At 66.8% G+C, this 21,991-nt stretch carries 19 protein-coding genes; 15 read left to right on the forward strand and 4 right to left on the reverse strand.

The features are described 5' to 3' along the window. Positions 1-31 precede the first annotated feature (31 nt). Both ACV7NL_RS10665 and ACV7NL_RS10670 read left to right on the forward strand, forming a co-directional pair. Positions 32-3,481 carry a YhdP family protein gene (locus ACV7NL_RS10665; RefSeq protein WP_463355630.1) on the forward strand — a complete coding sequence of 1,150 codons (3,450 nt, stop codon included), beginning with the start codon at positions 32-34 and terminating at the stop codon, positions 3,479-3,481. Between the two features lie 183 nt (positions 3,482-3,664). Continuing rightward, on the forward strand, positions 3,665-4,903 hold the full coding sequence (locus ACV7NL_RS10670) for a GGDEF domain-containing protein (RefSeq protein ID WP_463355631.1): 1,239 nt from the start codon (positions 3,665-3,667) through the stop codon (positions 4,901-4,903). Positions 4,904-4,999: 96 nt separating this feature from the next. Here the strand turns inward: ACV7NL_RS10670 and tyrS are convergent, their stop codons facing one another. Continuing rightward, a complete protein-coding gene (tyrS, locus tag ACV7NL_RS10675) occupies positions 5,000-6,298 on the reverse strand; it encodes a tyrosine--tRNA ligase (protein WP_463355632.1) in 1,299 nt (432 codons plus the stop codon). A 120-nt stretch (positions 6,299-6,418) separates the two neighbouring features. On the opposite strand from tyrS, the gene ACV7NL_RS10680 reads away from it, so the two are divergent. The 3 genes from ACV7NL_RS10680 to ribB all read left to right on the forward strand — a co-directional run bounded on the left by ACV7NL_RS10680 (position 6,419) and on the right by ribB (position 9,884). Beyond that, positions 6,419-7,558: an anhydro-N-acetylmuramic acid kinase gene (locus ACV7NL_RS10680; RefSeq protein WP_463355633.1), complete on the forward strand. Its 1,140-nt coding sequence runs from the start codon at positions 6,419-6,421 to the stop codon at positions 7,556-7,558. Between the two features lie 94 nt (positions 7,559-7,652). After that, positions 7,653-8,756, forward strand: a complete 1,104-nt coding sequence (aroC, locus tag ACV7NL_RS10685; protein ID WP_463355634.1) for a chorismate synthase — start codon at positions 7,653-7,655, stop codon at positions 8,754-8,756. A 51-nt stretch (positions 8,757-8,807) separates the two neighbouring features. Further along, the gene (ribB, locus tag ACV7NL_RS10690) at positions 8,808-9,884 is read left to right on the forward strand and encodes a 3,4-dihydroxy-2-butanone-4-phosphate synthase (RefSeq protein WP_247634931.1); all 1,077 of its coding nucleotides are present in this window, start codon (positions 8,808-8,810) and stop codon (positions 9,882-9,884) included. Positions 9,885-10,027: 143 nt separating this feature from the next. Here the strand turns inward: ribB and ACV7NL_RS10695 are convergent, their stop codons facing one another. After that, complete coding sequence (locus ACV7NL_RS10695; protein WP_463355635.1) at positions 10,028-10,957, reverse strand: histone deacetylase family protein; 930 nt, start codon at positions 10,955-10,957, stop codon at positions 10,028-10,030. Between the two features lie 197 nt (positions 10,958-11,154). Between ACV7NL_RS10695 and ACV7NL_RS10700 the strand changes: the two genes are divergently transcribed. The 9 genes from ACV7NL_RS10700 (at position 11,155) to ACV7NL_RS10740 (ending at position 18,943) form a co-directional block, all read left to right on the forward strand. After that, entirely contained in the window at positions 11,155-11,808 is a 654-nt protein-coding gene (locus ACV7NL_RS10700) for a L,D-transpeptidase (RefSeq protein WP_463355636.1), read from the forward strand. 168 nt (positions 11,809-11,976) lie between these two features. Further along, positions 11,977-12,414 carry a hypothetical protein gene (locus ACV7NL_RS10705; protein ID WP_463355637.1) on the forward strand — a complete coding sequence of 146 codons (438 nt, stop codon included), beginning with the start codon at positions 11,977-11,979 and terminating at the stop codon, positions 12,412-12,414. A gap of 99 nt (positions 12,415-12,513) precedes the next feature. Continuing rightward, entirely contained in the window at positions 12,514-13,794 is a 1,281-nt protein-coding gene (locus ACV7NL_RS10710; RefSeq protein WP_463355638.1) for a GGDEF domain-containing protein, read from the forward strand. Positions 13,795-13,928: 134 nt separating this feature from the next. After that, positions 13,929-15,932, forward strand: coding sequence for an acetyl-CoA carboxylase biotin carboxylase subunit (locus ACV7NL_RS10715; protein ID WP_463355639.1), 2,004 nt, complete (start codon positions 13,929-13,931; stop codon positions 15,930-15,932). 77 nt (positions 15,933-16,009) lie between these two features. Beyond that, positions 16,010-16,441: a gamma-glutamylcyclotransferase gene (locus ACV7NL_RS10720; protein WP_056189223.1), complete on the forward strand. Its 432-nt coding sequence runs from the start codon at positions 16,010-16,012 to the stop codon at positions 16,439-16,441. A gap of 124 nt (positions 16,442-16,565) precedes the next feature. Beyond that, positions 16,566-17,405, forward strand: a complete 840-nt coding sequence (locus tag ACV7NL_RS10725; RefSeq protein WP_463355640.1) for a formate/nitrite transporter family protein — start codon at positions 16,566-16,568, stop codon at positions 17,403-17,405. A gap of 15 nt (positions 17,406-17,420) precedes the next feature. Next, the gene (locus tag ACV7NL_RS10730; RefSeq protein ID WP_463355641.1) at positions 17,421-17,705 is read left to right on the forward strand and encodes an acylphosphatase; all 285 of its coding nucleotides are present in this window, start codon (positions 17,421-17,423) and stop codon (positions 17,703-17,705) included. Between the two features lie 114 nt (positions 17,706-17,819). After that, a complete protein-coding gene (locus ACV7NL_RS10735) occupies positions 17,820-18,542 on the forward strand; it encodes a DUF599 domain-containing protein (protein WP_056189215.1) in 723 nt (240 codons plus the stop codon). A gap of 149 nt (positions 18,543-18,691) precedes the next feature. Then, positions 18,692-18,943: a DUF3253 domain-containing protein gene (locus ACV7NL_RS10740; RefSeq protein WP_247634981.1), complete on the forward strand. Its 252-nt coding sequence runs from the start codon at positions 18,692-18,694 to the stop codon at positions 18,941-18,943. On the opposite strand, the gene ACV7NL_RS10745 is transcribed toward ACV7NL_RS10740, so the two are convergent. Then, complete coding sequence (locus ACV7NL_RS10745; protein WP_463355642.1) at positions 18,910-19,734, reverse strand: YdcF family protein; 825 nt, start codon at positions 19,732-19,734, stop codon at positions 18,910-18,912. The two genes, ACV7NL_RS10740 and ACV7NL_RS10745, sit on opposite strands and share 34 nt — an antisense overlap. Positions 19,735-19,957: 223 nt before the next feature. Between ACV7NL_RS10745 and ACV7NL_RS10750 the strand changes: the two genes are divergently transcribed. Continuing rightward, positions 19,958-20,260, forward strand: coding sequence for a DUF6894 family protein (locus ACV7NL_RS10750; RefSeq protein ID WP_463355643.1), 303 nt, complete (start codon positions 19,958-19,960; stop codon positions 20,258-20,260). Positions 20,261-20,428: 168 nt separating this feature from the next. On the opposite strand, the gene ACV7NL_RS10755 is transcribed toward ACV7NL_RS10750, so the two are convergent. Continuing rightward, positions 20,429-21,862 carry a mannose-1-phosphate guanylyltransferase/mannose-6-phosphate isomerase gene (locus ACV7NL_RS10755; RefSeq protein WP_056479241.1) on the reverse strand — a complete coding sequence of 478 codons (1,434 nt, stop codon included), beginning with the start codon at positions 21,860-21,862 and terminating at the stop codon, positions 20,429-20,431. Positions 21,863-21,991 lie beyond the last annotated feature (129 nt).

Here is a 21,991-nt window from a genome sequence, read left to right on the forward strand (position 1 = left end):
GGGACGTTCCGATCCAGCGGCACAAGGATTGATGGACCAGGAAACGGCCAACGTTGTGCAATCCGCGCGGCCCGGCGTGCGATGGCGCGCCTTGCTCTGGCTGGTGGCAGCCCTGGGGCTCATCGTAGTCCTGAGCGTCGGCGGTCTCATCCTGCGCCTTTCGCAGGGGCCGATGCGGTTCGATGGACTCTCGGAACGGGTCGCGTCCGCGATCGCCGGCAGCATCGGACCGGGCTGGCGCGTCGGGCTGAGCGACAGTGCGGTCGAGCTGGATTCAGAGAACTCGCTGGCCCTGAGGGTCGTCGGTCTCGACATCCACAATCCCGAGGGCGACCTCGTGGTGCGTGCGCCCCAGGCCGTGGTCAGCCTGGACAGCTGGAGCCTCCTGCGCCTCTCGGTCCTACCCCGCGCCATCGAGTTCCGCGACCTGCAGATGACGGCGCTGATCCACCGGGACGGCAGCATCGCCTTCGCGGCTTCCGACTCGACCCAGGCCGGGTCCGTCGAGCCGCACACCCTCCCGAGCGTCGATGCGGTGCTCGGCCGCGTCTCACCGATCTCCGCCACGGTCGCCTCGATCTTCGGCGTCGTGCTCGACTCGGCCGGCGTGATCGGCGCCCTGGACCGGGCGCGGATCACCAACGGGCGGCTCACCCTCATCGACGACGACGCCCGCCAGCGCGCCGTGTTCGAGCACGTCAACGGTCTGTTCCGCCGCGATGCCGTGCGGGACGCCCGTATCTTCGAATTGCGGATCGACGGCCCGCACGGCGAGTGGCGCTTCGGCGGCGACCTGCACGAGGCGGGCGGCACGAAGCGCACCGGGACGATCACCCTCGACGATCTGCCGATCAACGATCTCCTGCTGCTGTCGGGTCAGTCCAAGCTTCCGGTCGAGACCGACCTGAAGGTTTCGGCCAAGACGGACGTCGCCATCGATGCCGGTCGCATCGAAACCATGAAGGCCGAAATCCGCACCGGCGGCGGCAATGTCTTGATCGAGGAAAAGGACTTCAACCCGGTCACCATCGACAGCCTGGCAGCCGAACTCAGCTGGGACGAGGCCGGTCGCACGATGAAGCTCGACGGGCTCGATTATCGCGGCGCCGGCAATGCGGTCCATCTCACCGGTGCCTGGACGGCGGCCCCGTCCGGCGCGGATACGGCCTGGACCCTGGTGCTCGCCGGCAAGGACGCGGTGCTGCGCGGTGCCAACCCGGCTGACAAGCCGGTGACGCTCGATGCGGTCTCCGCCCACCTCACCGGTAAGGCCGGCGGCGTCGTCATCGACGATTTCGCCATCAAGGCGGGGGCGGCGACCGGTCGGATCACCGGGACTCTCGGAACGACCGCCGACGATGACGGCCTGACCCTGAAGATCACCGCCGCCTCAACCGACGCGCGCACGGCGCTGCGGCTGTGGCCCGAACACGTGGCGCCACCCGCACGCAACTACCTCGTCGACTATCTGCGTGGCGGGACCGTCAACGCCGTCGACATCAGCGTCGACATGAGCGGGACCGAACTGGCCGCCGCCACGCGCGGCGAGCCCATGCCCGACAATGCGGTGCACATCAACTTCGCCGTGTCGGACGCGACCCTGACGGTCGTGCCGGAATCGCCGCCGCTGACGCGCGGACGCGTGACCGGCACCATCACGGGGCAGACGACCAACATCCGCAACGTCACGGCCGATGTCCAGATGCCGGACAACCGGATTTTGTCGATCTCGGACGGATCGTTTGTCATCCCGAAGATCACCCCCGACATGGTCACGGCGCAGATCGGGCTGCGGCTCAGCGGGGGGGCGGATGCCCTGGTCTCCCTCCTCCAGACCAAGATGTTCAAGACGCTCACGGGCCTCGACCTCGATCCCGCGACGGTGAAGGGCAGTGCCGACCTGCGGATTGATTTCCCCCTCGACCTGAAGCACATCCCCGACTTGGCGGATCTGCCGGTGGGCATCAAAGGCACCCTGTCCGACATCGGTGTCGACAAGGTCTTCGGCAAGGATCGGCTCGAGGGTGGACGCTTCACTATCCTCTGCGAGCGCGGGGCGTTCTCCCTGAAGGGCGAGGGGCGGGTGATGGGCACCCCCCTGACCGTCGACCTGCGTCAGCCGAAGGCCGGCGCGCCGGGTGAAGTCAATATCGGCTTTGCCCTCGACGACGCCCTCCGCGCCCGCAAGGGTCTGCCGGTGGCGCCGCAGCTCTCAGGCTCCATCCCGGTGCGGATCACCATGCCGATCGGCCGGCCCGGCCCCGGCAAGGCGCCGGCCCGGGTGGAGGCCGATCTGAGCCGGGTCGGCAGCGACGGCCTGCTGCCCGGCGTCACCAAGGCGGCAGGCAAGCCGGGACGCGCCAGCTTCACGGTGGTGGAGGGCGCGAACGGCGCTCAAGATCTGCGCGATCTCAGCGTCGATGCCGGCCCCCTGATGGCGCGCGGCAGCATCAGCCTGAACGGCGAGGGCGGGTTCGAACGCGCGGACCTGACCGCCCTCAAGCTGTCGCCCGGCGACGACATGCGCCTGTCGGTCGACCATACCAGCGGCAACGCCTATCGGGTCTCGGTCCGGGGCGCAGTGGCCGATGCGCGCCCGTTCCTGCGCGGGTTGACCGGGCCGGCCGCCAAGGGCGGCCGTGAGGCGAGCCCGAAAGACATCGACGCCGACATCAACCTCGCCATCGTCAGCGGCTTCAACGGAGAAGCGTTGACCAACGCAAGTGCCAAGCTCCTGTTGCGCGGCCGCGACCTCCGAAGCGGACGCATTCTCGGAAAGTTCAGCAGCGCGCCCTTCTCGGCCCAGATCACCCATGCCGATCGCGGCGGATCGAGCATCGCCATCGAGACGCTGGATGCCGGCTCGGCGCTCCGTTTCGCCGACATCTACAAGCGCATGTATGGCGGCAAGCTGATCATGAGCAGTTCGCTGAACGACGGGCCGCAGCCGGGCTCGGTCCAGATCCGCAACTTCATCCTGCGCAACGAGCCCGCGCTGTCGAGCATCATGGCCCAAGGACCGGCGACCAGCGAGGTCACCGATGCGCGCGGCCGGAAATACGTGGTCCAGAACGCCGGGAACGACGTGGAATTCGACCGGCTTCGGGCGATCTTCACCCGTACGGGGAGCCGGATCGACATCAGCGATGCGGCGATCTCGAATCCCGCCATGGGCTTCACCATGACGGGTTACCTCGACACCGCCAAGGAACGCACCGACATCAACGGCACGTTCGTACCGCTCTACGGCCTCAACAACGTCGTCTCGCAACTGCCGATCCTCGGCCAACTCCTCGGCGGCGGCCGAAACGAAGGGCTTTTCGCCCTCAACTTCCGGGTCTCGGGACGCCTCGCCAAGCCGGATGTGAGCGTGAACCCGCTCTCGGCACTGGCACCCGGCATTCTGCGCAAGCTGTTCAGCGCCGGCGGCGGCAACGACGGCGTCGCAGCCGGGCCGCCGATGGACGAAACCGAGCGCTGAACGGAGTCAGTCCGAGACAGCGGTAGCAGGACCGCAGCCAGACGGGACGAGAGTCAGTCCGGTTCATTCTGAACCAGCCAGACTCTCGGGTCTTTGGTTTTCGTTTGTCTTATCGGGATAACCGATTTCCACTCATCCCTGACAAACTCTAGACCAGGATTCTGACAAACGACGGACTATGACGTGACCCTCGACATCGCTACTCTGCTCATCGCCACGACGGTGATCGACTTTGGTATTGCGGTCTACTTCTGGGTATTGTGGGTCAGCGGCCGCGCCGCCCGCATCCATCTCTGGATCGCCGCCTCGGCGACCAGCGCGACGGCGGGATGCCTTCTCTTCATGCTGCGTCAGATCGTGCCGGACTGGGTCACGATCTGGCTCGCCCAGGTCTGCTTCATTCAGACCTTCGCCTTCCTGTGGGTGGCGGTCCGACTCGTCCACCACCGATCGCATTCTCCGATCGCGATCTGGGCCGGCACGACGATCTGGACGGCAGCCTGCCTGGTGCCGGCCTTCTTCGCGGGCGAGCAATTTCGCTACGTCGTCGCAACCCTCGGCTTCACGGCCTATTGCCTCGCCATGTCGATGGAGATGCTGCGGCCGGATCAGGTACGGCCAACCCCCAACCGCGTTCTTGCCGCGTTTCTGCTCTGGCTGCTCTCGATCGCCTCTCTTGGACTGACGGCCTACACGGCCGTCCAGGAGAACATCGTCGTCCCGCTCGATCATGCCCAGACCCGGGCGGCGCTGTGGCTGATGCTGTATCTGGTGATCTACATCGTCCTGATCCTGGCCGTGACCACGCTGGAACTCGGGAACGAAGCGGAGCGCCAGCGCAAGGTGGCGACCACCGATAGCCTGACCGGATTGCTGAACCGGCGCGCGTTCTTTGATTGCGCCGAGGGGCTCGCGGCACAGCACCGGGACATGGCCGTGCTGATGCTCGACATCGATCATTTCAAGCGGATCAACGACAGCGGCGGGCATTCGGCCGGTGACGCGGCTCTGATCCGCTTCGCGGCGCTCCTGCGCCAGACGGCCAGGAGCCTGCGCGAGACACAGCCGCGGTCGACCGAAAGGCTCGGCGAACCGGTCCTCGCTCGGATCGGAGGCGAGGAGTTCGTCTGTCTGATTCCGGGTGGAACCCGCTCGGACGGCGCCCGTCTCGCCGAGGCAATTCGCTTGAGCGTCGAGACCGACGGGCCGGCCACGGGCCGGCCCGGCATGACCGTGAGTATCGGCTGTGCCGCGGCGCCGGTGACGGGCAGCACCCTCATAGACCTGCTGCAGGTTGCCGATGCCGCCCTCTATCGCGCCAAACGGGCGGGTCGCAATCGCGTCGAAGCGGAAAATTCGTTGATCGAACCGGCGACCGATACCCTCTCGGATTCCGGGACCCAACAGCAGCGGTTTGCCTGATCCCGGGCGCCACACCGTCCGGGCCGCAGGCAGTCATCGGGACTGCCGGCGGTATCCTGGTCCGAAACGATGTCCGGGTGACGGAACGTCCCCGCCTCAGCCCACCCGCACCAGCACGTGCTTCTTGCGGCCGAACGAGAGCTTGATCACACCGTCCGCCGTCAGGTCGGCGTGGCGCAGCACTGACCGTTCGTCGGTGACCGGCACATCGTTGACGCGCAGGCCCCCGCTCTTGATCTGACGCCTGCCTTCGCTGGTGGAGGGCAGAAGCTTGGCGTATTCGGGCCCGAAGGCCGAGAGTACGCCGAGGCCGGCGTCCAGCAGATCGGCCGAGACCGTGATGCTCGGCAAATCCTGCGCCACCGTGCCTTCCACGAAGGTCTTCCGCGCGGTCTCTGCCGCGGCGTCTGCAGCCTCGCGGCCATGCATCAGGGCGGTGGCCTCGGTGGCTAGCACCTTCTTGGCCTCGTTGATGCCGGCACCGGGCAGGGCTTCGAGGCGCGTGATCTCGTCCATCGGCAGCAGCGTGAACAGCTTGAGGAAGCGGCCGACATCGGCGTCCTCGGTATTGCGCCAGAACTGCCAGTAATCGTACGGGCTCAGCATCCCGGCATCCAGCCAGACCGCGCCGGCCGCGGTCTTGCCCATCTTGGCGCCCGAAGCGGTGGTGAGGAGCGGGCAGGTCAGCCCGTAGAGTTGCGGCGTGCCCATGCGACGGCCGAGATCGATGCCGTTGACGATGTTACCCCACTGGTCGGAGCCGCCCATCTGAAGCACGCAGGCGTAGCGGCGATTCAGCTCGACGAAGTCGTAGGATTGCAGGATCATGTAGTTGAATTCGAGGAACGACAGTTCCTGATCGCGCTCCAGACGCATGCGCACGCTGTCCATCGACATCATGCGGTTGACCGAGAAGTGGCGCCCGATGTCGCGCAGCATCTCGATGTAGTTCAGCTTGGTCAGCCACTCGGCGTTGTCGACCATCGTCGCAGCATTGCCACCGTCACCGAAGTTCAGAAACCGCGAGAAGGTCTTCTGGATGCCGGCCTTGTTCTCCTCGATCTGCTCCAGGGTGAGGATCTTGCGTGATTCGTCGCGGCCCGAGGGGTCGCCGACCCGCGTCGTGCCGCCGCCCATCAGGGTGATCGGAGTGCCGCCGGTGGCCTGAAGCCAGTGCAGCATCATGATCGACAGGAGGTGACCCACATGCAGGGACGAGGCGGTGCAGTCGTAGCCGACATAGGCCGTCAGGCGGCCCTCGCGCGCGGCCGCGTCGATGCCGGCGAGGTCCGAGCCCTGGTGGATGTAGCCACGCTCGGTGAGGACCTTCAGGAACTCGGATTGCGGCTGGAAGGGCGCGGCGGCGGGAGCAACCTGGGTGGCGTCGGAGGACATGCGAAGTTCCGGTTCGAGGGAATCGCGGCGCGGGACAGGGTCGAAGGCCGCGTGATAGCACCGCACGGGATCTGAGCGCCTCTTAGCAGGGCTGCACACGGAAGGCACGGGGCGGAAACCATGGCGATGATGCGCGCGATCGGACTGATGAGCGGCACGTCCCTCGACGGCGTCGACGTCGCGCTGATCGAGACGGACGGCGAGACCGTGCGGGTGGTGGTGAGCCATAACGGCTATCTCGAACCCCTCGGGCCCACGGGCTATCGCGGCTACTCGGACGAGGATCGGTCCCTGCTGCGCCAAGCGCTGATCGATGCGGAAGGTGTTATCGCGCGCGAGGACCGTCCGGGATGCCTTGTCGAGGCCGAGGCCTTCGTCACCGCCGCCCACGCCGAGGCGGTCGAGAGCTTCCTGGCCGATAACGGCCTCACGGCCGCCGATATCGATGTGGTCGGCTTCCACGGCCAGACCGTGGTGCACCGGCCGGACCAGCGCATGAGCGTGCAGATCGGCGACGGCGCGGCCCTCAGCCGCCGCCTCGGCATCCCCGTGGTCTCGGATCTGCGCCACGCCGACGTGCTGGCGGGTGGGCAAGGAGCCCCCCTGGTACCGGTGTTCCACCAGGCGCTGGCCCGCGCTTCCGGCTTCGAAGGGGCGCTGGGCATCCTGAACATCGGCGGCGTCGCCAACGCCACGATCCTGTCGGCGAACGGCGACGTCATCGCGTTCGACACCGGACCCGGCAATGCCCTGATCGACGACTGGATGCGCGAGCGCACCGGCCGCCCCCTGGACGACGGCGGCCGCACCGCCGCCCGCGGCCGGCCCGACGAGCCGCTGCTCGCCTGGCTGCTGATCCACCCGTTCTTCGCCCGGCGCCCGCCGAAGTCGCTCGACCGGAACTGGTTCTCGCACAAGCTCGCGGGCCAGCTCTCCACCGAGGACGGCGCGGCGACGCTGACCGCTTTTACCGCGCGGGCGGTGGCGCGCGCCCTCGACCACGCGCCCGAGATTCCCGCACGCTGGATCGTGGCCGGCGGCGGCGCCCGCAACGGCGAACTGGTGCGCCTGCTGAACTATCACCTGCGCGCCGAGATCACGACGGCCGACGCCATCGGCTGGTCCTCGGCCTATCTCGAGGCGCAGGCCTTCGCGCATCTCGCGGTGCGCTCGGTGAAGGGCCTGCCGATCACCTTCCCGTCCACCACCGGCGTCCGTGCACCAACGACCGGCGGCGTGCTGGCACGACCGGAGGCTTAAGGTTCGGCCCGTGTCCTGGCGCACGGTCGTCCCCGAACCGGCGCATGGCCCCGCGCTGGCCCTCGGGGCAAACCCGCGCTAGAGCGGGTGCGCCATGTCGCACAATACGTTCGGACACCTGTTTCGCGTCACCACCTTCGGCGAGAGCCACGGGGTCGCCCTCGGCTGCGTGGTCGATGGCTGTCCGCCCGGATTGGCCCTGTCGGCGGAAGACATCCAGGCGGAACTCGATCGGCGCAAGCCCGGGCAGTCACGCTTCACCACGCAGCGGCGCGAACCCGATCAGGTCCGCATTCTGTCGGGCGTCTTCGCCGACGACCGCACCGGCGGCGTCCAGTTGACCACCGGCACCCCGATCGCCCTCGAAATCGAGAATACCGACCAGCGCTCGAAGGATTATTCCGAGATCCGCGACAGCTACCGGCCGGGCCACGCCGACTACGCCTACGACGCGAAGTACGGCATCCGCGACTATCGCGGCGGCGGGCGCTCCTCGGCGCGCGAGACCGCCGCGCGGGTCGCGGCGGGCGCCGTCGCCCGCAAGGTTCTGCCTGCCGGCGTTACCATCCGCGCCGCCCTGGTGCAGATGGGACCACACGCCATCGACCGGTCGCGCTGGGATTGGGAGGCGGTGAACGCCAATCCGTTTTTCTGCCCCGATCCCGAGACGGCAAGCTTCTACGAAGACTATCTCGACGGCATCCGCAAAGACGGCTCGTCGGTCGGCGCCGTGATCGAGGTGCTGGCCGAGGGCGTGCCCCCCGGACTCGGGGCGCCGATCTACGGCAAGCTCGACGCGGATCTCGCCGCCGCCATGATGTCGATCAACGCCGTGAAGGGCGTCGAGATCGGCGACGGCTTCGCCTCTGCGGCCCTGCGCGGCGAAGACAATGCCGACGAGATGCGGTCCGGCAATGCCGGCGCCCCGACCTTCCTGGCCAACCATGCGGGCGGCGTCCTCGGTGGCATCTCCACCGGACAGCCCATCGTGTGCCGCTTCGCCGTGAAGCCGACCTCGTCGATCCTGACCCCGCGCATGAGCGTCACCCGTGACAACCGCGACGTCGACCTCATCACCAAAGGGCGGCACGACCCCTGCGTCGGCATTCGCGCCGTACCGGTGGCCGAAGCCATGATGGCGTGCGTCCTCGCCGATCACTATCTGCGCCATCGGGGGCAGGTCGGCGCGCGGGACTGATCCCGCTTGCGCCCGCCATCGTCCGATCCGCGAAACGTCAAGAGACAGCCCGTGCCCCACACCCAAGTCACCGAGGCCATCGAGGCCTATGCCCGCGGCGAGATCGTCGTCGTCACCGATGACGACGACCGCGAGAACGAGGGCGATCTCGTCGTCGCGGCCTCGCTCTGCACCCCGGAGAAGATGGCGTTCATCATCCGCAACACCTGCGGCATCGTCTGCGCGCCTCTGACCCGCGCCGAGGCCCGGCGCCTTCGCCTCGACCCGATGGTGGCCTCGAACGACGCGCCGCTCGGCACCGCCTTCACGGTCACGGTGGACACCAAGCACGGGCTGACCACCGGCATCTCGGCCGAGCAGCGCTGCAACACCGTGCGGGCGCTGGCCAACGGCAACATGGGCGAGGACGATTTCGTCCGTCCCGGCCATGTCTTCCCGCTGATCGCCAAGGATGGCGGCGTGCTCATGCGCTCCGGCCACACCGAGGCGGCGGTCGACCTGTGCAAGCTCGCCGGATTGCCGCCGGTCGGCGTGATCTGTGAACTCGCCAACGACGACGGCACCGTGATGAAGGGCCCGCAGATCACCGCCTTCGCAGACCTTCACAAGCTTAAGCGCGTCTCGGTGGCCGATCTGATCGCCTACCGGCAAGCGCGCGAAACGCTTGTCGAGCGGGTCAGCACCTTCCCGGTGAAGACCGAGTTCGGCGAAATGACGGGCTACGCCTACACCACGCCGTTCGAGACCGTGCAACAATTCGCCTTCGTCCATGGCCGCATCGGCGATGGCAAGGACGTGCTGGTGCGGCTCCACCGCTCCAATGTGGTCGCCGACGTGATCGAGGGGGGCCGTCAAATCGAGGCGGTGATGCGCCGCTTCGCTCAGGAAGGCCGGGGCGTTCTGGTCTACCTGCGCGACGGTACGGCCGGCGTACCCCTGAAGCCCTTCGCCGAGGAGGGTTCGGAGGCCCAGCGAGTGGCCCAGTGGCGGGAAATCGGACTTGGGGCGCAGATCCTGCGCGACCTCGGCGTCGCGTCGATCCGCAACCTCGCGACCTCGTCGCGCGCCTATGTAGGCCTGTCCGGTTTCGGGATCGAGTTCCTGGGTGACGAGCGCATCGACGGATAGGGCGCGCGAAGCGTACGCTCGCGCGTCAAGCACCCGGTCCAAGCCTCGAATGCACGCGCCGAAGAGCGAGGCTTACGCCCGACCTTTCGGTTTCCCAGGTGCTTGCGAGTTTCAGGCGTAACCCCAGCGGGCGGCGTGCTCCTTCACCGGCCCATCAGGGCGTCGACGTGAGCCGACACCGAAAGTCCCAGTCCCTTCAGGCTGTAGCCACCCTCCAGTACGGAGACCACGCGGCCGCCTGAATGCTTGGCGGCGAGGTCCACCAGACGGCGCGTCGCCCAGCCGAAATCGGCTTCCGTCAGCTGGACGTGTCCGAGCGGGTCGAGGTGGTGCGCATCGAACCCAGCCGAGATGATGATGAGGTCGGGCGCGAAGGCGTCGAGACGGCGCAGGATGCCGGCCTCGAAGACCTCGCGGAAGCGCTCGCTATCGTCGCCGGCGCGCAGGGGCACGTTGACGATGGTGTCGTGGTTGCCGCGCTCGGACGCCGCCCCCGTGCCCGGGAAGAGCGGCATCTCGTGGGTGGAGGCATACATCACCGATTTGTCGTCCCAGAAGATGTCCTGGGTTCCGTTGCCGTGGTGGACGTCCCAATCGACGATCGCGACCCGGCTCGTCCCGTACGCCTCCCGGGCATGGCGGGCCGCGATGGCGGCGTTGTTGAACAGGCAGAACCCCATGGCGGTCATGCGCTCGGCATGGTGCCCCGGCGGGCGCATGGCCACGAAGGCGTTGGTGCATTCGCCCGCCATCACGGCATCGACCGCATGGACCGCGCCGCCGACCCCGCGCAGCGCGGCTTCGAGGGTACCGGGCGACAGTAGGGTGTCGCCGTCGATCTGGACGTAGCCGTCCATCGGCGACGCTTCGATGATCGCCTGGACGTAGGGGACGGGATGGACCAGGGCCGGAACGGAGGCGTCGGCTTTCGGTGCCAGCCCGCGGAGCAATCCCGCGAAGCGCTCGTCCTCCAGCGCCCGCTCGACGGCGCGGATGCGATCGGCCCGCTCGGGATGCCCTTCGGGCATGGCATGGTCGAGGGCGGACGGATGGCTCACATACAGCGTCGTCACGTTCGTCCCTCCGGTGGCGAACCTCTGCTGCGGCATTTCCGCAACACATGGTGCCAATGTATCACATCTTGCGTGCGATCGTCGTGTTGGGATGCGCGTTCGGCCCTGGTTGTGCAAGACCCGATCCACCCAGAATCGATCGGGCCGCGTCACAGGTGGGCAGGTCGAAACCAGCCCTTCCAAGACAGGCCCCACCCATGCGCACTCCCGCCACCGCCCTGCTGTTGGGTGCCCTGCTGCCCCTTGGGGCCTGCAACCCCCGGACGACGGGGATCGCCACCGCACCGGCGGCGGTCCAAGTCGCTGTGGTTACACCCGCGCCTGGCAGCGCCGCACCGATGGACCCCGTTGCCCGCGACAAGGCCTGGATGAAGCTGGCGCCAACGGCGATCGTCGATCCGAAGATCGCCCGCACCACCGTAGATTACCCGACGCGGGAAGCCCCCGGTACGGTCATCGTGGTCACCAAGGAGCGGCGCCTGTACTACGTGCTGGCCGACGGCAAGGCGGTGCGCTACCCCGTGGCGGTCGGCCATGCCGGCATGGCCTGGGCCGGGACGGCCAATGTCGATCGCAAGGGCGAGTGGCCCGATTGGAACCCGCCGCCCGAGATGCTGGCGCGCCGGCCCGACCTGCCGAAGCGCCTGGAAGGCGGACCGACCAGCCCCATCGGCGCACGGGCTCTGTACTTGGCCGAGGGCAAGAAGGACACGCTGTTCCGCATCCACGGCACCAACGAGCCCGAGAAGATCGGCCAGGCGGTGTCCTCGGGCTGCATCCGCATGCTCAACGACGATGTCGTCGACCTCTACGACCGCGTGCCGATCGGCGCGAAGGTGGTGGTGCGCTGAGGCGCAGTGTGGAAGGTCATCTTTTCGAAAGGCTCATTCGTGATCAGGCTTTAACCTGAACGTCGATTCAGATTTGGGCGTTAACTGCTTGAACGATGCCGTCCTGCATAGTCAAACCATCGACAGGGACACAGACCGGCCAAGACAAAGCCGGGGAGGCATCAAGACATGATCAACCTTTCGCTGCAGGTTTTCTGTAACCGTATCGTGGCCGCTGGCGCCATCACCGCCGCCGACGTCGTCGCGCTGACCCGCCACGTCCTTCCGGATGGCCTCACCAGCCGCGACGAGGCCGACATGCTGATCGCCCTCGACCGGGTCGTGACCGCGACCGATGGCGCCTTCGGGGATTACCTGACCGCCGCCGTGGTCGACTTCGCGGTCTGGGGCGAGCGTCCCACCGGCTACATCAACACCGAGCTGGCGTGCTGGCTGGTCAGCTCTCTGCGCGCCGGCAGCGGCCCGAGCGCCCTGGCAGCCCGGATCGCCCGCGAAGTGGTCCGCGAGGCCCAGGTGAGCGACGAAGCACTGATCGCATTCGCGCTCTCCGCGAAGTCGGTCAATCAATACACGCAGAATGATAGATCATTTGTTAAGGCAGCGTGACTTATCCTGAGGCCGTCACCCGTTCAGGCCTTGGCAGCAGGTGCTTGTCTCAACCCGGATTTTCTGATGAGGCAGTCGACAGTCGGAAAGGCAGCGAAGATGCGGGCCAGCCGATGGCGGGCGCCCATTGATGCCTTGGACCCCGCAGGACGAGCGGAACTGCTGACCGAGGTCGAAGCCGTCCTCGACGGCCGCATCCGCGACCTCAAGCTGACGAAACGTCTCGAAGCCCTCTATCACAGCAGCACCTGGCACGAACGCGCCAAGCGTATTCGCTCATGGCTGATATGGGTAGCGATCCTGAATACGCCCATCTTCGCCATCGATGTTCTGCAGAATCCACGCATTTTTGAAGTTGCGCTCCTGTCGCATTTCATCTTCCTCCCAGTCATCTACGGCAGCTTGAGCTGGGCGATGACCCGGTTTCGATCGCAAAAAGCCGAAAGTCTCATCCTGCCGGTCGCGGCCGTATCCCTGATGCTGATGTCCGGCGTCCTGGGCCACACCGGTGAGGGCGCAATCCCCGAGCGCTACCTGAGCGGTGGCTTGTTCGTCCTGGCGACCGGCTTGGTGATCTTTCCGGTTCGCCTTGTCTCGACCATCAGCGCCGCCGTCCTGGCGATCGGCATCTACGGGGCTTTCTGCCTCCGGAACCCGGCCATGGATCCCGTCATTCGGGGAACGATGGTGGTCTTCTACGGGGTGATACTGGGATGCCTGATCCCGGCGCGCCGAAGTATGAATATCCTCCATCGCCATTCCTTCATGCTCAGGCTGGAAGACCTGCTCAAGGCCGATCGGTTGACCGAGATGAACACGCGTCTGGAGGTTTTGGCCGGGACCGACGACCTCACCGGTCTCGCCAATCGCCGCGCCATTCGTGGCCGTCTGGTCGATGCGTGGGCCGAGGCGGCACAGCGCGACGGCAGCCTCGGCGTCGCCCTGCTCGATATCGATCACTTCAAGCGATTCAACGATACCGCCGGACACGATGCGGGTGACCGCTGTCTCATCGCCGTTGCGGAGGCCATGCGGCAGGCGATGCCGGCCCAGGCGGTGGTCGGTCGCTTCGGCGGGGAGGAATTCATCGCCGTTTTACGAGATGCGACGCCGGAGAGCCTCGTGGCATTGGGCGAGGTGATCCGCTGCGCGGTCTCGGACCTCGGCATGCCTCATCCCGGGCTCGAAGGCCGGAAGGTGGTCAGCGTCAGCGTCGGGATCGCGCTGGCGAAACCCGACGACTCGACCATCTGGCCGGACGATTTGGTGAAGCAGGCCGACATCGCCCTCTACCGCGCCAAGGCTGCCGGCCGGAACCGCGTCGTGGCGGCCTGGGACGCGCAGGCGGCCGTTGCGCCGCCGGCACGGCAGGTAGCGTGAACACAATTCACGGTTCAACGGGCGCCTCCCGGTTCGGTCTGCTTCCCGAAGCCGCATAACTGCTTTATCGGAGACAAGCTTGGGCGCCGACCGCGCCTCGATGTTTACCGTTTGAATACAGAGTGCGCGGATCAATGTTCGATAAAATTCTGATCGCGAACCGTGGCGAGATCGCCTGTCGCATCATCAAGACCGCCCGCCGCATGGGCATCAAGACCGTGGCGGTCTACTCGGATGCCGACCGCGATGCCGTGCACGTCGCCATGGCCGACGAGGCGGTGCATATCGGGCCCGCGCCGGCGGCACAGTCCTACCTGCTGATCGACAAGATCATCGAGGCCTGCAAGCAGACCGGCGCCCAAGCCGTGCATCCGGGTTACGGCTTCCTGTCCGAGCGCGAATCCTTCCCGCGCGCTCTGGAGGCGGCCGGCATCGTCTTCATCGGTCCGAACCCAGGCGCGATCGCCGCGATGGGTGACAAGATCGAGTCGAAGAAGGCGGCGTCCGCCGCCAACGTCTCCACCGTTCCGGGCTTCCTCGGGGTGATCGAGAGCCCCGAGCACGCGGTGACGATCGCTGACGAGATCGGCTATCCGGTCATGATCAAGGCGTCGGCCGGCGGCGGCGGCAAGGGCATGCGCATCGCCCATTCCTCGTCGGAGGTCGCCGAGGGCTTCGCCCGTGCCAAATCGGAAGCTGCTTCGTCCTTCGGCGACGATCGCGTCTTCGTGGAAAAATTCATCACCGATCCGCGCCACATCGAGATCCAGGTGATCGGCGACAAGCACGGGAACGTGATCTACCTCGGCGAGCGCGAGTGCTCGATCCAGCGCCGCAACCAGAAGGTTATCGAGGAGGCGCCGTCGCCGCTTCTCGACGAGGCCACGCGCCGGAAGATGGGCGAGCAGGCCGTCGCCCTCGCCAAGGCGGTGAGCTACGATTCCGCCGGCACGGTCGAGTTCGTCGCCGGCCAGGACAAATCGTTTTACTTCCTCGAGATGAACACCCGCCTGCAGGTGGAGCATCCCGTCACCGAGATGATCACCGGGCTCGACCTCGTCGAGATGATGATCCGGGTCGCGGCCGGTGAGACGCTTCCGCTCGCGCAAGCCGATGTGAAGCTGAATGGCTGGGCCGTCGAGAGCCGCGTCTATGCCGAGGACCCGACCCGCAACTTCCTGCCCTCGATCGGCCGTCTCACCACCTACCGGCCGCCGGCCGAGGGCGAATTCGGCGGAGCCATCGTGCGCAACGACACCGGCGTGGAGGAGGGCGGCGAGATCGCGATCCACTACGATCCGATGATCGCCAAGCTGGTGACCTGGGCGCCGACACGGGCCGAGGCCATCGAATCGCAGGGCGAAGCCCTCGACGCCTTCGCCATCGAGGGCATCCGCCACAACATTCCGTTCCTGGCGGCCCTGATGGCCCATCCGCGCTGGCGTTCGGGCAACATCTCCACCGGCTTCATCGCCGAGGAGTTTCCCGAGGGCTTCGTCGCCCCCGATCCGAAGGGCGCCGTCGCCCAGCGCATGGCGGCGGCCGCGGCGGCCATCGACCACAAGATGAACCAGCGCAAGCGCGGGATCTCCGGCCAGATGCGCGATCCCGCCCTGTTGCATTTCGAGCGCGACCGCATCGTCGTGCTGGCCGGCGAATCCTATCCGGTCACCGTCGACGCCGTCGGCGGCACGCTGCTGGTCACGGGCGAGGACGGCACCACCTGGACGGTGTCAAGCGAGTGGCGTCCCGGCGAGCCGGTCTGGCAGGGCGAGATCGCCGGCACCCGTGTCGCCATGCAGGTGCGTGGCCTCCTCAACGGCGTCGCTCTGCAGCATGCGGGCGCGGCGGCCGAGGCCCGCGTCTACACCCGGCGCGAAGCGGCGCTGGCAGCCCTGATGCCGATCAAGGAGGATGCAGGCTCCGGCAAGCAGGTGCTCTGCCCGATGCCCGGTCTGGTGAAGGCGATCCTGGTGAAGGAAGGCCAGGAGGTGAAGAACGGCGAGCCGCTGGCCATCGTCGAAGCGATGAAGATGGAGAATGTCCTGCGTGCCGAGCGCGACGCAACCGTCTCCAAGATCTCCGCGAAGGAAGGTGACAGCCTTGCCGTCGACGCGGTGATCCTCGAATTCGCCTGAGGATTCGCTGAGCCGCACCGTGCACCCTCCTCCATTCGGGGAGGGCGCACGGTCGGGACGGACGCCAGGAACGGTCGATGCCCCTCTACTTCGCCTACGGTGCGAACATGGATGCCGCCGCGATGGCGGCGCGGTGCCCACGCTCGACGCTGATCGGGCAGGGACGGCTCAACCGGCACCGCTTCATCATCATGCGCGAGGGCTACGCCTCGGTGGTGCGTGACCCGCGTGCGACCGTGTTCGGAATCCTATGGGACCTGTCCCTCGGAGACGTGCCGGCCCTGGACCGCTACGAGGGCGTCGCGGCCGGCCTCTACATCAAGGCGATGCAGCCGGTCTCGATGCAGGGCGGCGCGAAGCGGGCACTGATCTATCTCGGCGGCAGCAGCGCTACGGGCGCGCCCCGTCCGGGCTACCTGGAGGCGGTCATCGCGGCTGCATCGGCGGCACAACTGCCGCCAGCCTACTGCGCCGAGTTGAAGACTTGGCAGCGTGGCCGCGCAGGGTAGGGCGCCGGCGCGGAATGTTTCGCAGGGCCGCGTTGGTCTTGGATCGCACCATCGCCCTCCGTGATCGTAGTTTGGCCTTCCCCTTGCGTCGAGCGTCCTCAAAACACATTGAGGAAATCTGCCGATGGACTTCGTAAAACCCGCCGACATGGCCGCCGCGATGAGTGAGGCCGGTGTCGTACGCGCGGATCTGTCGATCCGGGACATGCTGGTGCGCGGCATGATGGCCGGCGCGCTGCTCGGGATCGCCACCAGCCTCGCGCTCACCGGTGGCGTTCAGAGCGGCGTTCCCTTCGTGGGCGCCATCGTGTTCCCCGTCGGTTTCGTGATGATCGTTTGCTTGGGCCTCGAACTCTGCACAGGGAATTTCGGCATCCTGGCGCTGTCCTTCATGGAGGGGCGGATCGGCTTTCGGCCGATGATGCGCAACTTCGCCTGGGGCTTCGTCGGCAATCTCGTCGGCAGCGTTCTCTACGCCGTACTTCTGGTCATCGCCCTCACCAATGCCTGGCACACGCCGCCGGCCGGTGTGGCGCAGAAGATCATCGACATCACCCTGTCGAAGACGGTCGCCTACGAGACGCTCGGCAGCGCCGGCATGCTGACCTGCTTCGTGAAGGCCATGCTGTGCAACTGGATGGTCTGCCTCGGCGTCACCATGTCGATGATGTCGACCTCGACCTTCGGCAAGATCCTGGGTGCCTGGCTGCCGATCTTTCTCTTCTTCGCGCAGGGCTTCGAACACGCCGTCGTCAACATGTTCATGATTCCGGCGGGCATGATGCTCGGGGCACACGTCTCGTTCGAGCAATGGTGGGTGTGGAATCAGATTCCCGTTACGCTCGGCAACTTCGTCGGTGGCGTGCTCTTCATCTCGGTGGCGTGGTATCTCACTTTCCGCAGCGGAACGGCTCAGCCGGTCCCGCTCGCGAGGCCGCGCGCGGGCGGGATCGTCGCGCGCTGAGAGTCGGAGCAGGTGATGGAGACCCCCGAGATCCGAACCGTTGACGTGATCATCCGCGGACGGGTCCAGGGGGTCGGCTACCGGATGTGGACGCGTCGCGAGGCCGGCCGTCTCGGCTTGGCCGGTCATGTCCGCAACCGGGCGGACGGCTCGGTCGAGGCACGCTTCTGTGGCCGACCCGACACCATCGACCGGATGCTGGAGGCCTGCCGGACTGGACCACCGGGCTCACGCGTGAATGAGGTTGCGGTGACGGATCGCACCGATGCGGTGGTCGAGGTCGGTTTCGCGATTCTGTGACGTTCGAGGCCGGTCGGCGCGGGTACGGTCCGGCAGCGCTGGACAGGGCGGCGGAAACCGCGCTAGCGCCCGGCGGCGAGGCGCCCCCGACCCGGTCGTCGAAGAGCGGACGCGATGCTGACCCCCGACTTCTCCTATCTCGACCTCGCGGCGCTCTGCTACTTCGTGGCCGCCTGGGCCGGATACGGCGTCGCCGTGGCGCGGATGCGCGGGCGCCGCACCAGTCTCAGCCAGATCATGAACGCCCAGCGGGCGGAATGGACGCGCCAACTCATCGAGCGCGACAACCGCGTGGTCGACACCACCATCAACGCCTCGCTGCAGAACGGAACCGCCTTCTTTGCCTCCACGTCGCTGATTGCCCTCGGGGGTGTGCTCACCCTGTCGCGCTCGGGCGACGACGTGCTCACGCTGTTCGGGGCTCTGCCGTTCGGAGCCATCGCCTCGCGGGTGACCTGGGAGATCAAGGTCGCGGGGCTGGCTGTGGTGTTCGTCTATGCCTTCTTCAAGTTTTCCTGGGCCTACCGGCTGTTCAACTACGGCGCGATCCTGCTCGGCGCGGTTCCGCCGAAAGGGTCGAGCGCGACAGCGGAGCAGATGCAGCGTGCGGCGCGCAAGGCCGCCGCCATGAATATCGCTGCGGGCAGTCACTTCGCCCGCGGGCAGCGGGCTTTCTTCTTCGCCCTGGCTTATCTCGGCTGGTTCATCAGCCCGTGGCTGCTCGTTCTCACCACCACGGCCGTCGTCCTGGTGATGTGGCGCCGGCAATTCGCTTCGCGAATTCGCGCCGCCCTGCTAGCGGAAGACGACGGGACAGGGCAGGGGTGGCAGCCATGACGATACCGAAGAAGCCGACGCGCCAGCGCACCTCCTCACCCAAGAAGCCGGCGGCCGAGCCGGTTCCGAAAACCGCCGTGAAACCGGCGGTCAAACCGACGCCCAAGGTTTCTGGCCGTCCCGAGCGGAAGGGGCCGTCCGAGGACCTCATCGCGGAGACGATCCTGCGCCTCGTAGCGGCCCGCGATGTCGGCAAGACGGTCTGCCCGTCGGAAGTGGCGCGCGAACTCGGCGGCTCGCAACCCGAGGCGTGGAGCCCGCTGATGCAGCCGATCCGCCGCATCGCGGTGCGCATGACCAAGGCCGGACAGGTCGCGATCCTGCGCAAGGGCAAGGCCGTCGAGGACCCCGATGATTTCCGCGGCGTCTACCGGCTCGGCTCGGTCGCGGACGGCGCCTGAGGCGCCGGCAACCACGCGTCGGTGTAGCCGGCGAGCCGATAGGCCGTGAGGCCGATCCACTCCTTGGTCACCAGATCGAGGAGGGCCAGTCCTTCCGACGCGAACCCGTTGATGCGCCAGATGTCGTCCCAGCCGCCGGTGCGGTAATCGACCGGATAAGCGGTGACGTCGAAGCCAGCCTGCCGGAAGCAGCCGACGGCACGAGGCATGTGCCAGGCCGACGTGACGAGGAGCCAGCGCTCGTCGGGCTTCGGCTTGACCATGTCGGCGGTGAACAGGGCGTTCTCCCACGTGTTGCGCGATCGATCCTCCAGGATCAGTCGCGTCCGCGGCAGGCCCGTGGAATCGGCGTACCGGCTGACGATCTCCGCCTCGGACGGTTTTCTGTTCACCAGGCTGCCGCTGCCCCCGGTGAAGACGAGCCGGGTCGTCGGATAGCGCCGGGCTAGATCCGCCATCGCGATCTGGCGCTCGGCAGCATCGTTCAGGACGAGCTGACCACGCTCGCCCGAGAGCCGCGTTTCGATCGCACCGCCCAGCACGATGATCCCGGCGACCGGTCTGCCATCGTCGACGAAAGCCGGAAAGCGCTCCTCCAGGGGTAGGGCGACAGTGACGGCGAGAGGAGAGAGCCCCGCGATGAGGAGAAATAGGCCGGCGACGGCCGCCAATCCGAAACCGAATCGCCGCGATCCGGATACGCCGAAACCGAGCCCGACGAGCATCAGGAGCACGAGCGCATTCGAGGGTGTCACCACGAAAAACAACAGCTTCGAAAGCGGAAAGAACATGAGGCGCAGCCGGACCACACAAGAAGGATGCGCTTGATAGCGCAGGGGTCGACGGCCTGTCCGCCGTCACGGTTTTGGATGGCCGCTTTCTCCGACGGGCGATACAGACCCGCGACACTGGCGGCAGATTGCGTCGATCAGGGCGCCGACAAATCTGTCCGGGAGGCGACCTAAGTGGACAGCACCAATTGCGCTCGGTGCTCGAACAGCCTAGGTTAATCATATGGAGTGGGATAAATTCCCACGGGTGTTATTGTCTATGCCGCGCTTCTTTATTGATCTTCATGACGGAGCCAATTTCGTCAAGGACAATGTTGGCTTCGAATTGGCTGATGAGAGCGCAGTGCGCAGCAAGCTTGTACGCATCATGGCCAAGATCGCGCAAGAGTTCGGCACCGAGACCGAGCGCCAGGACTATCTGGCGATCGTAAGGGGGGAGGGGGCGCAGGTTCTCTACCGCGCCCACTTGTCCCTCGACATCCAGCAAGTCGACGGTTCCGTCGAGGTTACTTCAACCGACCCTTGAGCTTCCCGTTTAGACAACAAGTTAACCGAACGTCTGCGGAGTGAGGCCGTGCGCCGACCCTCGGGGCGCTGCTTGACGCACCGGAGGGCCGAGCCCGCTCAGGCTATTGGACGCCGACGGCGCCGGTCACAGCCTGAGCCCGATGCCACCGCGTCGGTTCCGACCGCTCTAGCGGCCGTAGATGTCCTCGACGCGGATGATGTCGTCCTCGCCGGTATAGGAGCCGACCTGAACCTCGATGAGCTCCAGGGGGATCTTGCCAGGGTTGGTCAGGCGGTGCATCGAGCCGATCGGCAGGTAGATCGCCTCGTTCTCGTGCACCAGCACCACGGACTCGTTCAAGGTCACCTCGGCGGTGCCCTTCACCACGACCCAGTGCTCGGCGCGGTGGAAGTGCTTCTGCAGCGACAGCCGACCGCCGGGCGTGACCATGATCCGCTTGACCTGGAAACGCTCGCCGATGTCGATGCGCTGGTACCAGCCCCAGGGCCGGTACATCCGCCGATGGGCATCCGCCTCCGGGTGAGCCTTGTCGCGCAAGCGGGTGACGAGGTCCTTCACCTGTCCGGAGCGCGCCTTCGAGGTCACCAGGACGGCGTCCGGCGTGGTGACCACGACGACGTCGTCGAGGCCGACGACCGTGGTCAGGTGCTCGCCCTCGCTGTGGATCAGGCTGCCATGGGTGTCGATGGTCTCGACCCGTCCGCGCACCGCATTGCCGTCGGAATCATGCGCGAGCACGTCCCAGACCGCATCCCAGGTGCCGACATCCGACCAGGGGAAGGACACCGGCCGGACACCGGCCCGGTCCGTGCGCTCCATCACGGCGTAGTCGATCGAGGTCTTGGGCGCCCGGCCGAAGGCCGCCGCATCGAGCCGGACGAAGTCGAGGTCGATCACGGCGGCCTCGAGGGCGGCCCGCGTGGCGGCCAGGATCTCGGGCGCGTAGGTCTCGAGTTCGGCCAGCATCACGTCGGCCCGGAACAGGAAGTAGCCCGAATTCCATAACGCCCCCTCGTCGATGAGCCGGAGGGCGCCGTCGCGGTCCGGCTTTTCGACGAAGCGCTCAACCTTGTGGTTGCCCTCGCCCCCCGTAAGAGCCGCGCCGACGCGAATGTAGCCGTAGCCGGTGGCGGGCGCGGTCGGGGTGATGCCGAGGGTCATGATGGCCCCCGCGCGGGCACCGGCGGCGGCGGCCCTGGCCGCCTCCACGAAGGCGGCCGCGTCGCCGATCACGTGGTCGGCGGCCATGATGAGTACGATCGCCTCCGGATCGCGCCGGGCGGCATGCAGGGTCGCGACCGCGACGGCAGCGGCCGAATCCCGGCGCTCCGGTTCGAGGATGATGTCCGCCGCGATGCCCACATGCTGCAACTGCTCTGCGACGATGAAGCGGGCATCGCTACTGGTGAGGATGGCGGGTCGCGAGAAGACCGAGCCGTCACCGAGGCGCAGAGCGGTATCCTGGAACGTCGACGAATCCGGATTGACCAGCGGCGTGAACTGCTTGGGCATGCTCTCGCGCGAGGCGGGCCAGAGCCGCGTGCCGGAGCCGCCACAGAGAATCACCGGATGGATCAACGCGTTGGCGTGCTGCGACATTTCACCATTCATCCCGAAAAAATCTGCCTATCGTGGATCGAAGAAATCCGCGCAGACCGCACTGCAACAATAACGTGCTCTACCAGTTCAAAGACCAATTCGCCACCACGGGCACCAGCGCAAAACCAT

The sequence above is a fragment of the Methylobacterium sp. Ger2507 genome (assembly GCF_055231875.1).